Source organism: Phormidium yuhuli AB48 (assembly GCF_023983615.1).
GTDB lineage: Bacteria > Cyanobacteriota > Cyanobacteriia > Cyanobacteriales > Geitlerinemataceae > Sodalinema > Sodalinema yuhuli.
Genome location: NZ_CP098611.1, coordinates 174,400 through 188,559 on the forward strand (window position 1 = coordinate 174,400; position 14,160 = coordinate 188,559).

Genomic DNA, 14,160 nt, shown 5'->3' on the forward strand with positions numbered 1-14,160 from the left:
TGTTTCAATCCCTCAAAGGGATTTTAGGGAATTGCAAGATTTGTCCCGCTTTGAATCGAGTATCGAATGACTCGTTTCAATCCCTCAAAGGGATTTTAGGGAATTGCAAGCTGTCATCATCGCCGGGAAGCGACTGCTTACTGTCCCCGCTTCTCTCGTTTCAATCCCTCAAAGGGATTTTAGGGAATTGCAAGCAATCAACTCGCCCACGGGGTATTCGGGCGCGTGACTGATGTTTCAATCCCTCAAAGGGATTTTAGGGAATTGCAAGGGCGACCGGCATCGCCCAAACAGCCCTCCAGCATATTGAGGTTTCAATCCCTCAAAGGGATTTTAGGGAATTGCAAGGTTGCCGGTAGCTTGTCCCCTAAACCTGAGCTACCCGTTTCAATCCCTCAAAGGGATTTTAGGGAATTGCAAGTCTACGGTCGCACCGCAGGTAAACTCCGGTTGCAGATGGGGATTGTTTCAATCCCTCAAAGGGATTTTAGGGAATTGCAAGAAATCGGCTGAAATCCATACCACAACAGGGTTTAGTTTCAATCCCTCAAAGGGATTTTAGGGAATTGCAAGCCTCAACGGGAAAACAATCCCCGCTCTCATCGAAAGTTTCAATCCCTCAAAGGGATTTTAGGGAATTGCAAGCATCCCTGAGTCTGTCATTGCCCAGTGGATTATCACTGTTTCAATCCCTCAAAGGGATTTTAGGGAATTGCAAGTTTTCTTGGTCTTGCAGAGTTTAATCCGGTCGAGGATGTTTCAATCCCTCAAAGGGATTTTAGGGAATTGCAAGATTAGGGTAGGCTTAACCGAGGATTGCAAAAATAAGTCCTCGTTTCAATCCCTCAAAGGGATTTTAGGGAATTGCAAGCTACGAGAAAAAGGCGATGAATCCTACGGTTTCATTGTTTCAATCCCTCAAAGGGATTTTAGGGAATTGCAAGGCACACCTACCAACCACTTTATCCATATTCCCATTATGTTTCAATCCCTCAAAGGGATTTTAGGGAATTGCAAGAGTCGCCTCCCGTGTCGAGCGCAAGCTCCAAAATCAGCAAGTTTCAATCCCTCAAAGGGATTTTAGGGAATTGCAAGTCAAGGACAAATCCCTTGTTGGCGAACCTTATGTTTCAATCCCTCAAAGGGATTTTAGGGAATTGCAAGGTTGGAGGCGCTGAATCATACACAGTCAAGGCTTCGGTTTCAATCCCTCAAAGGGATTTTAGGGAATTGCAAGGGAAAGAAGATTTGGCCAATGATTGACGAACTGCTATCGTTTCAATCCCTCAAAGGGATTTTAGGGAATTGCAAGAAGGTCTCCCTAATCTCCTTCGGGCTAATTTTCCGTTTCAATCCCTCAAAGGGATTTTAGGGAATTGCAAGTTGAGATGGATGCAATGATAATTACCCGGGCAAGGTTGTTTCAATCCCTCAAAGGGATTTTAGGGAATTGCAAGTTGAGATGGATGCAATGATAATTACCCGGGCAAGGTTGTTTCAATCCCTCAAAGGGATTTTAGGGAATTGCAAGTTCTTGTCTCAATTATAGCCTGTTTGCAAGGTATAGTTTCAATCCCTCAAAGGGATTTTAGGGAATTGCAAGCAGCCAGCCGGAGCAACGACCGACGCAGAGGGAAACCAGTTTCAATCCCTCAAAGGGATTTTAGGGAATTGCAAGCACAAAGTTAACTTCCTGGGAACGGCGATCGCCCAGTTTCAATCCCTCAAAGGGATTTTAGGGAATTGCAAGGGCCAGGGCCGGCGCGCGCTGTGACAGACTTTAAGCTTTGTTTCAATCCCTCAAAGGGATTTTAGGGAATTGCAAGAGGCATAAGCTTATAGATTTTAATAATCGAAAGCATAGTTTCAATCCCTCAAAGGGATTTTAGGGAATTGCAAGCTTGACCCTATACTTGTCTTATCGGTTCACCTACACCCGTTTCAATCCCTCAAAGGGATTTTAGGGAATTGCAAGCGGTCGATAAAGTTGATAGCTGCACGAAAAGCGGAAAGGTTTCAATCCCTCAAAGGGATTTTAGGGAATTGCAAGAAGTGATAGCGCTTCATAGAGAAAAGCAAGGGTGGGTTTCAATCCCTCAAAGGGATTTTAGGGAATTGCAAGTTGGATTGACTGGGGTTATATTGAGTACATACCAGTTTCAATCCCTCAAAGGGATTTTAGGGAATTGCAAGGGGATTCCGGTAGCTAACCTACCCGCTAACCCACAAGAGTTTCAATCCCTCAAAGGGATTTTAGGGAATTGCAAGATAAACGCTATATAGTAGTTACTACTGGTTATTTGTTTCAATCCCTCAAAGGGATTTTAGGGAATTGCAAGGTGCGCCAGATCGCCTCGCCATCTGTGATAGTGAGTTTCAATCCCTCAAAGGGATTTTAGGGAATTGCAAGAGCCGACGGGCAGCAGACCGGCACCGAAACAACAGTTTCAATCCCTCAAAGGGATTTTAGGGAATTGCAAGGCAAAATCCGGCAAATCCCAAGAAGCACAAACAGGTTTCAATCCCTCAAAGGGATTTTAGGGAATTGCAAGTCACTACCACCGGGCCGCCTCTAACCCCAACTATTCAGTTTCAATCCCTCAAAGGGATTTTAGGGAATTGCAAGTATCGAAGGGAAAAGAATCGACGAGAAGCCCCTTACAATGTTTCAATCCCTCAAAGGGATTTTAGGGAATTGCAAGAAGAATTCCTGGAGGGGCGAGTCTCCAGAAGTAAGAGTTTCAATCCCTCAAAGGGATTTTAGGGAATTGCAAGCGGAATGGAGGTTTCTTATGCCTGTTCAAAAACGAGTTTCAATCCCTCAAAGGGATTTTAGGGAATTGCAAGCTCCAACCGCACACCCTCCTCTGGATAGCGAAAATCCACAGGTTTCAATCCCTCAAAGGGATTTTAGGGAATTGCAAGTTCTCTTTGCTGTAGAGATAAGAGTTGCTGGGTAGGTTTCAATCCCTCAAAGGGATTTTAGGGAATTGCAAGTTGCCATCCGCGATCGTCGAGTTCTAAGGACGCGGTTTCAATCCCTCAAAGGGATTTTAGGGAATTGCAAGAATACAAGTCATTTATGGATACCGTCAAGGAACAACAGCGGTTTCAATCCCTCAAAGGGATTTTAGGGAATTGCAAGAAATCATCAGTCACTATTCATTGGATAAATGAAGGTTTCAATCCCTCAAAGGGATTTTAGGGAATTGCAAGTTGGGCGGCACTCTTTATTCACAGAAATCCCGAAAAAAGTTTCAATCCCTCAAAGGGATTTTAGGGAATTGCAAGATGGAAGAAGCTCACAGAAATCGATTGTTTCCATAGCGTTTCAATCCCTCAAAGGGATTTTAGGGAATTGCAAGCTTAATATTACCGGCTCGGAATGCCTTATCGATTAAATGTTTCAATCCCTCAAAGGGATTTTAGGGAATTGCAAGGGAGAAAAGCACCTGAAATCAGATTGATATTCTCCGGGTTTCAATCCCTCAAAGGGATTTTAGGGAATTGCAAGGCACCTTGCTTGATTTTCCAATCGAGGAAAAATACGGGTTTCAATCCCTCAAAGGGATTTTAGGGAATTGCAAGTGAGAAAAATTCTGAGATTGAGCAAGGAGAGTAGGTTTCAATCCCTCAAAGGGATTTTAGGGAATTGCAAGGCTTTTTTTATCGCAATGCCTTTGCTCTTATTTCGTTTCAATCCCTCAAAGGGATTTTAGGGAATTGCAAGAATACCATCGCAACATTGATGCGATGGATTGTCTCCGTTTCAATCCCTCAAAGGGATTTTAGGGAATTGCAAGGGAGGGTATGAGGACTATTGCCATTTGTATTCCTGTTTCAATCCCTCAAAGGGATTTTAGGGAATTGCAAGTTGATTAAAGGCATTACACTAATTCCTCGATTGAAATGTTTCAATCCCTCAAAGGGATTTTAGGGAATTGCAAGCAGGTGTCATCTGAGATTCAAACTCAGCAGAATAATTAGTTTCAATCCCTCAAAGGGATTTTAGGGAATTGCAAGCTCAGGAAAAGATGTTGAAATCCTGAAGCAGATTCAGGTTTCAATCCCTCAAAGGGATTTTAGGGAATTGCAAGAAGAATTCCTGGAGGGGCGAGTCTCCAGAAGTAAAAGTTTCAATCCCTCAAAGGGATTTTAGGGAATTGCAAGTGGGCACGGTCAGAGACGGAGCGGTCTAGGAAAGAGTTTCAATCCCTCAAAGGGATTTTAGGGAATTGCAAGAAAAAGGCGGCTACCAACCGCCTTGCATCTAAAAAATGTTTCAATCCCTCAAAGGGATTTTAGGGAATTGCAAGAATCTTCATTTTTTTGATAAGCTTTCGGGATTCCTAAAAAGTTTCAATCCCTCAAAGGGATTTTAGGGAATTGCAAGCGGGAGAGGCGTAGGCATAGGAAGAGAAAGCCAGGTTTCAATCCCTCAAAGGGATTTTAGGGAATTGCAAGTTTGTAAATTTTGATAGCGGCAAGCATGGTCATAATTTGTTTCAATCCCTCAAAGGGATTTTAGGGAATTGCAAGAATTTGGAGTCCAACGCTCTCCAGTTCATCCTCTCGTTTCAATCCCTCAAAGGGATTTTAGGGAATTGCAAGCTATTTCCTATCGCCGGATTGTCCCCCCAAAATCCCTGGTTTCAATCCCTCAAAGGGATTTTAGGGAATTGCAAGTCCCCCGATTTCCCCCCTTCTCTTGGGAAATCTGAAAGTTTCAATCCCTCAAAGGGATTTTAGGGAATTGCAAGGGCAACGGAAGCTTTCCAGTCCTTCCTCTTGTCTATCGGTTTCAATCCCTCAAAGGGATTTTAGGGAATTGCAAGGAGGAGAGTGAATGTAAGTGAATGTAGTTGATGGCCATGTTTCAATCCCTCAAAGGGATTTTAGGGAATTGCAAGCTGGGAAGAGTGGGAGGGCGATCGCCTGCTCAAGTTTCAATCCCTCAAAGGGATTTTAGGGAATTGCAAGCGTCCCACCTCAGTAGTGCGCCAATCACTGTTTTTGTTTCAATCCCTCAAAGGGATTTTAGGGAATTGCAAGATTTCGGTAGCGGCCTATGGATGGCTCGATGACCAGTTTCAATCCCTCAAAGGGATTTTAGGGAATTGCAAGCAAGCAAAATCGAGCCCCAAATAAGCGTCGCGGTTCTGTTTCAATCCCTCAAAGGGATTTTAGGGAATTGCAAGAGGGGATTGATGTAAGGGGCAAGAGTCGCGTTGTAGTTTCAATCCCTCAAAGGGATTTTAGGGAATTGCAAGTGAAGCGGTGGAGTTCTGCCAGCGTTTAAGCCAGGTGTTTCAATCCCTCAAAGGGATTTTAGGGAATTGCAAGTTCATGTTGCCAACATGACCCCATTAGGGGTCGAGATGTTTCAATCCCTCAAAGGGATTTTAGGGAATTGCAAGGAGTTCAGCCAGGTCTTCGGGGAAAAAGGAGCGATGGGTTTCAATCCCTCAAAGGGATTTTAGGGAATTGCAAGGCAGGTAGTCAGCAAGGGTCGAGTTTGTCCCTTGCTGGTTTCAATCCCTCAAAGGGATTTTAGGGAATTGCAAGCGGAGTAAATAGGGAAGTTGGGGCGCTTCATGTCTGTTTCAATCCCTCAAAGGGATTTTAGGGAATTGCAAGTGAGATAATCACTCCACAGCAACTCCTGGACGGGTTTCAATCCCTCAAAGGGATTTTAGGGAATTGCAAGCTTAGAGCAACAGCGCCAGAGACTCCAGTTGGGGATTGAACGTTTCAATCCCTCAAAGGGATTTTAGGGAATTGCAAGCTGCATCCCAGTAGCGGCTCGCTTTTTTTAGGAATCCCGTTTCAATCCCTCAAAGGGATTTTAGGGAATTGCAAGCGGGGCCACCTGATGCCTAATCCAATTGGTGGCCCGCTCCGTTTCAATCCCTCAAAGGGATTTTAGGGAATTGCAAGCGTCCTCGTTGATGTTTGTTTAGGTCTCAATCATGTTTCAATCCCTCAAAGGGATTTTAGGGAATTGCAAGGCTTATTTGGAGTATTTGCTGGGTCGAGCTGCTGTTTCAATCCCTCAAAGGGATTTTAGGGAATTGCAAGCTTTACCCCTCTAGCCTCAGTCCAGACTCCAGATAGTTTCAATCCCTCAAAGGGATTTTAGGGAATTGCAAGTCGTTGTCCCATCTGGTTGATGGCTGCTCTAACCGTTTCAATCCCTCAAAGGGATTTTAGGGAATTGCAAGTTGTCTTCCTAACCCACCGAGAATCCCTGGTTAAGCAGTTTCAATCCCTCAAAGGGATTTTAGGGAATTGCAAGCCTCGCTTATCTCCACCACGGAGTAAGTCTAGGAGTTTCAATCCCTCAAAGGGATTTTAGGGAATTGCAAGATTCGGAAAGAGCCAAGCCCTTGGGGTTACTCCCGTTTCAATCCCTCAAAGGGATTTTAGGGAATTGCAAGGAATACTGAGGGTTTCTCGATGCCATATCCTGACTGTTTCAATCCCTCAAAGGGATTTTAGGGAATTGCAAGGCAACGGCTGGAGATTTACTCGGATGTCTCGGGGAATGGTTTCAATCCCTCAAAGGGATTTTAGGGAATTGCAAGCTTAGGGCCCTTCTTTCCCTTCGTGGTCTTGGACTGGGTTTCAATCCCTCAAAGGGATTTTAGGGAATTGCAAGTGAAAGACAGCCAAAGCCCATCGGGTATAGCGAGGTTTCAATCCCTCAAAGGGATTTTAGGGAATTGCAAGTTATAGATGGATTCAGCAAATTCAGGGTCTAAAGCGTTTCAATCCCTCAAAGGGATTTTAGGGAATTGCAAGCTTCATCTTCTCCCTGGGACTTGTATCAATTAGCTGTTTCAATCCCTCAAAGGGATTTTAGGGAATTGCAAGCCACGGCGACCAAGAGAAAGAGTGGCAGCAAAATCAGGTTTCAATCCCTCAAAGGGATTTTAGGGAATTGCAAGTTTTGCGGAGATGAGAGAGTTCACGATTTCATCTCCGTTTCAATCCCTCAAAGGGATTTTAGGGAATTGCAAGCTTTTGCGGAGATGAGAGAGTTCACGATTTCATCTCGTTTCAATCCCTCAAAGGGATTTTAGGGAATTGCAAGCTCCAATTGCTTGGCAATCTCGGCAAAGAACCGCTTGCCAGTTTCAATCCCTCAAAGGGATTTTAGGGAATTGCAAGTCTTGAGTCTGAGGGCTTTATCTAGTTCCCTTGTTTCAATCCCTCAAAGGGATTTTAGGGAATTGCAAGCGGCGGGTAGCAGAATAAGAGGATTCGTGAAAAACGTTTCAATCCCTCAAAGGGATTTTAGGGAATTGCAAGGAGCCAGAAATCCAAGCCGTAAAAGATTGCTCGGAGTTTCAATCCCTCAAAGGGATTTTAGGGAATTGCAAGTAGATATCTGTCACCTTACAGGCTACGATTTGGTGTTTCAATCCCTCAAAGGGATTTTAGGGAATTGCAAGTTGATAACATCGCTGTCGTATCCCGTTGAAGTAACTCCGGTTTCAATCCCTCAAAGGGATTTTAGGGAATTGCAAGATTAAAAATTTCTTCCGCAAGGGCTCTTTGGCTCACAAGTTTCAATCCCTCAAAGGGATTTTAGGGAATTGCAAGCCCTAAAAAATCAGAATTGCAAGCTTGAAATTCAGTTTCAATCCCTCAAAGGGATTTTAGGGAATTGCAAGAAAAAAATGGGCCGGTTGCCTCCGGCCCACATCGAGTTTCAATCCCTCAAAGGGATTTTAGGGAATTGCAAGTATTCACCACTGGGCTGATTATCTGATGCGTGGTGTTTCAATCCCTCAAAGGGATTTTAGGGAATTGCAAGAAGAAAATATCGCCTCAATTCCTCGATTACCACTACAGTTTCAATCCCTCAAAGGGATTTTAGGGAATTGCAAGGAATTAGCTATCGGCAGCGAGATAAATCGAAGGGCGTTTCAATCCCTCAAAGGGATTTTAGGGAATTGCAAGTCTCCGCCTAGCATATTTTTTGAAATTTCGCAATTGTTTCAATCCCTCAAAGGGATTTTAGGGAATTGCAAGGCCCCCATTCCAGAACCCTGATTCTATGGAGTTTTCAAGGTCCATTTGCGCGAGACCCCCCAAGAATAACACCGATCGCCCCAAAGGAGCAACCCTCGCCCCAAACCGAAAACCCCGAAACCCAGACCCCATCAGCATTACAGAGTTTGCGCGAGCCCCCCTGACCCGGGAAACGCCCGAAACCCAGACCCCATCAGCCATCCAGCCCATTTTCAGCAGTTCCTCGCTCATACAACTACCCTCTCGCGCAAACCGTAACATTCCTTAACAAAAGAAGACCGTCGTATCCATCGGTGGGGGACAGCCAATCCGTTCGACGGTCCCCTGATGTTTCCCCCGGAGAAAATAAAAGAGGATGTTGTCCGTCTCCGGCTGAATCAACGTCTCCAGTCGTCCCCGCAAGCGTGCATATTGCATCTCCGTCAAATCGCACTCAAAGACACTAAACTGCATCCACTCGCCATAGGACTTGAGAATCTTGTGAATCCTCGTCCGACGCTTGTTCTCGGAAATATCGTAGCAAACCACCACGTGCATGGTCTCTCTACCTCCCCCCTAACGCAACACCAACGGCGGATAGGACTCAATCTCCCCCATCAGGAACTTCGCCAATAGCCGTCCCTGAATCTCAAACGCCTCCTGATACGTACATTTGCGCCCCATCACTGGATGCTTAAACTCCGACTGCTTCTTCTCCTCATAGGCCCGCAAAAACCGCTTTAACCCATCCCCCGTCAAGGAAACCGCCCCATTTAACGGTTCTTGCTCAAAATCCCCCAAACCCAGACCATTGGGCTTCTTCAGCAGACTCAACACCATCGCATCCACCACCAAAGGACGAAACTCCTCCATCACATCCAAGGCCAAAGAGGGACGACCGTAGCGTTCCGTGTGCAGATAGCCCAAATAGGGGTCAAAGCCGACAATGTTCAAAGCACTCTGGACATCATGGCGTAATAGGGCATAGCCTAAACTCAGTAGGGAGTTCACCGGGTCTTTCGGTGGACGGCGGTTGCGATGAGTAAATTCAAACGGCGTTCCTTGCAAAAGTTGGTTAAATACCCCAAAGTAGGCCGCACTTCCCGCCCCCTCATAACCCCGTAACTGGTCAATGGTGGGGGTTTTCGGTAAAGCGGCGATCGCCCCCTGCAACTGCTGAATCGCCCCCGTCACGTCCAACCCCTCACCATCTCGCTGTTTCCGTTGCAACAAACTACGGTAATTCTTCAGCTTCCCACGCACAAACCCCCGAACCGCTGTCCGGGCGGTTTCCGTGTCTCCCGCTGCGGTCCACTGTCCCCGACGGACAAAGATATTGCGCGTCACCTCGGGTTCCAAGCGGCCCCGATATTTGCCATAGCGGGTGAGAAAACTCAAGGGGATATTGCGTTCAAGCAACACATCCACCACCGAGGGGGACATTGTGGCCCGTCCCAACACCACCACGCCCTGCAATTTCAAGAGGGGAACATCCGCCAGTCGTTCTCCCTGATGTTTAATCTGCAAGCGTTCATCCAACTTGCCCAAAAACACATCGTCGTGCATCACATACATCGTACCCATGACTGTTTCTCCTTATATATATGGATGTCCAACCTACGCTTCTCGATAGCGGGCCAGCTTCGTCGCCGCCTGGGGAAGACAGCGATCGAATAAACTACAGCCACGACACCGTTTTTCATAGACCGCTGGGGGACAGTCCCCCGTGGTTAGCAGTTGTCGAACCGCCTCTAGGGTGGCGATCGCCCTCTCCCGTAACTGCGGCGACAACTCCACCTCCCGCCGCCGCCGGGATTGCAAGGAATAGACATATCCCCTCGCCACCGGCCGTCCCGTCATCTCCTCTAAACACAACCCTTGCGCACAAACTTGTAAATCATCGTTTTCCCAAGGATTCTGCTTCCCCCGCTTGTACTCCACGGGATACAACTCCCCCGCCTCGGACTCGACTAAATCCGCTTTTCCCACCAAGCCGTAGCGTTGGGAACTCAGCCAAATTCCACGAACTTGCCAAGCCTCCTCGCGGAATCCCTCGCCGACGGTATGGATGCGTTGGTGTCCCGTGGTTCCCTCCACGGTATAGACATTGTCCACAAACTCACCCGCACAAAACATTCGCCAGCAACGATGGGGACAATAGGCATAATGATTTAAGGCTGCAATCGGAATTTCTAACATCATGACCTCCGAGGTGAACGAGCCAGGGCCATCCCCATTCCCATGGTTGTTTTACGACCAATTCCACAGTAAAGGGCATACTGACTCAGGGTATTCAACGCTTTAATCGTATCCGGCTCCACATCTCCCAAAATGCGGAAATCAATCGACCCAACTGCTCCAATAAACTTGCTCGATTTTCCTTTCTTGCGAAAATCTAAGTCCAAGATTTCCGTGTTGATATCAAAGTAAGAGGGAAAAATATTATCCGTTGAAAACCCGTTTAATTCAATGCCACTATACTGCTTCCAGGAATTATGTAAACTGCGGAATACAGAGTCCGGCGTTGGCAAAGAACTATCATATTTCTGCTGACGAAAGGCGACCGGCGTTGCTAATTGAAAACTGAGTCGTCGATTAGAATCTGATGCCGTTTCATAGAGGTCAGCATAGGAACAGGCATTGGCCCAGGGTTGGGTGGATTGTGGGGTTCCCAGAATACTGGTAATGTGTAAGTTGGCTGCTCCTAAATGCCAGGGTTGACGGGGGTTGAGATTAAGCCATAATTGACTCAGTCGCCCGAAAAGTTGGTCATCTAGGAGTGAGATGCGCCACCAGCAGGGAGTTTGCGGGGGAATGGGACGGCGATGTTGAATTTGCAAAATTGGGGCAATTCGAGGGGGCGCGTCACGACGACTGGGGGGCAGTTTTTGTAGGGGTGAAATGGTGAAGGATTTGGTTATTTTTTGTTCATGGAGATAGGAGGCTAATTCTGGGTCAACGGCGTTGACAGCGGTGATAAAGAGGGCGTTGAGATGTCGCCCAGTGGCGTAGTCGGGGGGGATAAGGGTTTCGGGAATGAAATTGAAAACTAGACTATAGGGCATGGGTTAAATACACCAAAATTCTTCGTTATCAGGACATTTTAAGGCAAAACCAGCGGCGGCGATCGCCAAAATGCCATCTAAACTGGGAAAAAATCGATAGATTTCCTGGTCACCGTGGCCATCTTCCACGGTAATCGGATAGGACACCAGTCCCTGTTTTTGCAGTTTACAAATTGCCCAGCGGTTACGACGATGTTCTTGCACAATCACACCGGGCATTAAGGGCGGTGTGAGTTGAGAGAGAACCGCTGTGGGACGAGGAGAATCGCCAAGGGTGCGGGTAATCTCACAGTTGGGGAAGGCAGAAAGTTTCGCGAGTTGGGTATTTTTAAATGTCTCTAAGTTCTCGACCTCTAAGCGAAAACTGAGTTGATAGGTTTCGGAGACTCGGTCGATTAAGACGCAGCGATCGCCCTCACTGACAAACTCATAAAATCGCAATAAATGCAAGGGGTCTAACCGGGTTTCACCACAACTGTCTAAGAGAAATCCTTGAGAGTCTTCGATGGTGATATTCTCAAACAAACTATCCCGAAATCGAAACAAGGGCGCATAGCTGGTTTTCAAGACAATCCCATAGTTTTTGAGCATTTGAATTGCCTTAGGCTGGTTAAGAATGTAGGTCTCGACCGCCTCTAACGACTCGTCACCCCGTTGTACCGCTTCCCAGTCCTCCGGATAATAGGCTTGTAAAAAACTCTTGACACAATTGCGACCGCCTTTGATGTATTTCCACTCCTTAGCAATTTTAGATGTCTCCGTTTGGGCGATCGCCTCCGCCCCTTGCAGTATTTTCATCCGTTGTCGATAATACTGCCAGTCTCGGCGCCCCCCAAAGACAGCTTGTAGGGTTTGATATAAAACCACAATCAAGTCAGCCCCCGGAGTCTTCTCCAAACTGGTTTCCAGTTCCAGCAAAGGACGGGCAATTTCTAAAAACGCTTCCGACCGCCAATAGATATCGAGAAAGGGGCGTTGCAGGCTGTCTAATTGATTCAGAGTTTGGGTTAGGGAGTGTCGTCCATCCAGAGACTCTATCTCATTTAATCCTTGGGACCAAGCATCTTCCGGTAAATAGGCGATCGCCTCGGAAGGAATCTGGGTTTGAGATTTCCCTAAAACCCGCCCCACTCGACCGAGTCGTTGCCAAAAGGCAAAGCGATCGCGCGCCGAAAAAATGAGCCAATCGAGGTTTTGGCGATCGCCCTCAATCTCCCGTTCAAAATTAAACCCCACATCCACCGTACTGGTGGCTAAAATCACCGCTTTCTGGGCAGCATCATGGCGCTTCTCCTTCGGCGTATCCCCCGTAATTCGTCCACAATCCTCCTGATACCCTCGCGCCTTTAATCCATCGTTAATCCGGTTGAGAGTATCCTTAGAATCTAAAATCACCGCACCTTGTTGCTGAGGACATTGTTGACGGCGATCGCACACCTGCTGAACCACCGTCTCAATCATCTCCTCCTTACTCGGATAGGGACGTATCTCCAAAGAAACCGCCGTTTGCGAGGGAATCAAATCCCCCGTCGTTTGACTTCCATCGACACGATAGATACGAACCCCCGACTGTTGCAACACCTTCAACGCCTCATCACAAGCTGGTTCCGGAGTCGCCGTCAACAAAACTACTTTGCGGTTATTTTGAAAGTAGCCAAACACCTGAGACACCACCAAATAAAACAGCAAGCTGACCAACTGTTTAGCATCATAGAGATGAAACTCATCAAAAATGACCGTGGCAAAACTGCGATAAAAAACACTCGCCAAATTACTGCGATCGAGGGGATTGTACTGAAAAAACGCCGCGTAATAGAAAATATCAGGATTCGTCACCAACAACAGCGGACGACCGCCACCACATTCAGGAAACAAAATCGAGGGTTCACGCAACACATTATAGAGTTTTTCCCCCGACCGTTTGCCCACACGGTCATCCCGCCAACGACGAATCTGTTCAGCCGAAGCCGCTTTGACCAGATGGGGCAATCCCGCCGCCGCCACAAACGCCTCAGCAGCGGCAGTTTGTTGGTCAATCAGGGCATTGGTGGGGGCAATATAGACCACATTTCCCCGAGGGTTCTCCAGGATGACACTGAACCCAGCTTTAGTTTTCCCAGTTCCCGTGGGGGCTAAATCTAACAAGAGGTCATGGGTTTTTGCCGCTTGATATAACTCCTGTTGATGTCCTAACACCTTCCCCTCAAAAGCCCGTTTTAAGGAATCGGGAAATCCCGCATCGGTTCCGATAGCAATTTCCGCCGCCTCCAAGTTGACATTAAGCGGTTGCATTGACATGACCTCCACAAAAAGCTAAATTTGCCGGACAAATCCAGTCCCCCACCTGCCAAGCTGGGCCGCGAAATTGCAGATATTTCAGGAGGGGGGCCGGCGGAATCGACATGACATCAAACCGTAATAGGTCAATGGCTGTGGGTAAATCCGCTGAATTGAGATAGGTATTACAGGAATAGGTTCCCCTGGGAAGACGTTGGACAGGTAAGGGTTCACTCATCTCCAGGCGAACCTTACTCATAAACTTGCCCACCCGGATATACTCCGGTAACGCCACCTCGCCAAAGACCAAGGTTTGAAAGCGATTTCCCCGTTCCAACATCCGCAACCGCCCGGTTTGGGGAAAATTGCTGGGACGATAGGTGTTGGGTTTCTTCCCCGTCCGATTTAGGGGTAAGTCTTCCCGGGCCGTGGCCACCCGGTTATTGGTCATGGCATACCAGTAGGAATCAGAAAGGGCATTAAACCGTTCAAAGCGGAAGCTGGGGCGATTGTCCAGAGGCCAGGCGGGTAGGATATACCGTTGTCCGTTGAGGGGGGTTAAATCCTCGATATAGCGGGGTTTCCCGGTCTCTTTGCCTTGTAGGCGATAGGGCGATCGCGCCCAACCGAGGGCGTAGGCCAGGGCATAATTGCCAATCACTCCTTCGGTGTAGTACGTATCTGAGAGTTCCCGGGACGCGAAAAAGATGGGTTCCGCACACCAGAGTTCCACTAGACGGGCCTGGGAAAAAGGGGAGGGCTGGGGTGGCGGATTGGCTAAACTGTTGTCAACTTGAGTCAT

The 14,160-nt window shown here is 47.3% G+C and carries 6 protein-coding genes and 1 CRISPR repeat array (1 of these 7 only partly in view); all 6 genes read right to left on the reverse strand.

Features of this window, described 5'->3' with window-relative positions:
- Positions 1-8,037: a CRISPR direct-repeat array (repeat unit 37 nt; unit sequence GTTTCAATCCCTCAAAGGGATTTTAGGGAATTGCAAG); it begins 7,435 nt to the left of the window's first position.
- A gap of 264 nt (positions 8,038-8,301) precedes the next feature.
- Genes cas2 through cas5d form a run of 6 tightly spaced genes read right to left on the reverse strand, consistent with a single transcriptional unit; the run spans position 8,302 to position 14,160 of the window.
- A complete protein-coding gene (gene cas2, locus NEA10_RS00680) occupies positions 8,302-8,574 on the reverse strand; it encodes a CRISPR-associated endonuclease Cas2 (protein WP_252663319.1) in 273 nt (90 codons plus the stop codon).
- Between the two features lie 18 nt (positions 8,575-8,592).
- A complete protein-coding gene (gene cas1d, locus NEA10_RS00685) occupies positions 8,593-9,600 on the reverse strand; it encodes a type I-D CRISPR-associated endonuclease Cas1d (RefSeq protein WP_252663320.1) in 1,008 nt (335 codons plus the stop codon).
- A 33-nt stretch (positions 9,601-9,633) separates the two neighbouring features.
- Complete coding sequence (cas4, locus tag NEA10_RS00690) at positions 9,634-10,218, reverse strand: CRISPR-associated protein Cas4 (RefSeq protein WP_374111829.1); 585 nt, start codon at positions 10,216-10,218, stop codon at positions 9,634-9,636.
- A complete protein-coding gene (gene cas6, locus NEA10_RS00695) occupies positions 10,215-11,081 on the reverse strand; it encodes a CRISPR-associated endoribonuclease Cas6 (RefSeq protein WP_252663321.1) in 867 nt (288 codons plus the stop codon). The genes cas4 and cas6 overlap by 4 nt, the downstream gene beginning before the upstream one ends.
- A 3-nt stretch (positions 11,082-11,084) precedes the next feature.
- Positions 11,085-13,373, reverse strand: coding sequence for a type I-D CRISPR-associated helicase Cas3' (gene cas3, locus NEA10_RS00700; protein WP_252663322.1), 2,289 nt, complete (start codon positions 13,371-13,373; stop codon positions 11,085-11,087).
- On the reverse strand, positions 13,360-14,160 hold the full coding sequence (cas5d, locus tag NEA10_RS00705; protein WP_252663323.1) for a type I-D CRISPR-associated protein Cas5/Csc1: 801 nt from the start codon (positions 14,158-14,160) through the stop codon (positions 13,360-13,362). The genes cas3 and cas5d overlap by 14 nt, the downstream gene beginning before the upstream one ends.

Coding starts and splice junctions, on each gene's coding strand:
- cas2 (WP_252663319.1), bottom strand. CDS start 8,574: ATGCACGTGGTGGTTTGCTACGATATTTCCGAGAACAAGCGTCGGACG.
- cas1d (WP_252663320.1), bottom strand. CDS start 9,600: ATGGGTACGATGTATGTGATGCACGACGATGTGTTTTTGGGCAAGTTG.
- cas4 (WP_374111829.1), bottom strand. CDS start 10,218: ATGATGTTAGAAATTCCGATTGCAGCCTTAAATCATTATGCCTATTGT.
- cas6 (WP_252663321.1), bottom strand. CDS start 11,081: ATGCCCTATAGTCTAGTTTTCAATTTCATTCCCGAAACCCTTATCCCC.
- cas3 (WP_252663322.1), bottom strand. CDS start 13,373: ATGCAACCGCTTAATGTCAACTTGGAGGCGGCGGAAATTGCTATCGGA.
- cas5d (WP_252663323.1), bottom strand. CDS start 14,160: ATGACTCAAGTTGACAACAGTTTAGCCAATCCGCCACCCCAGCCCTCC.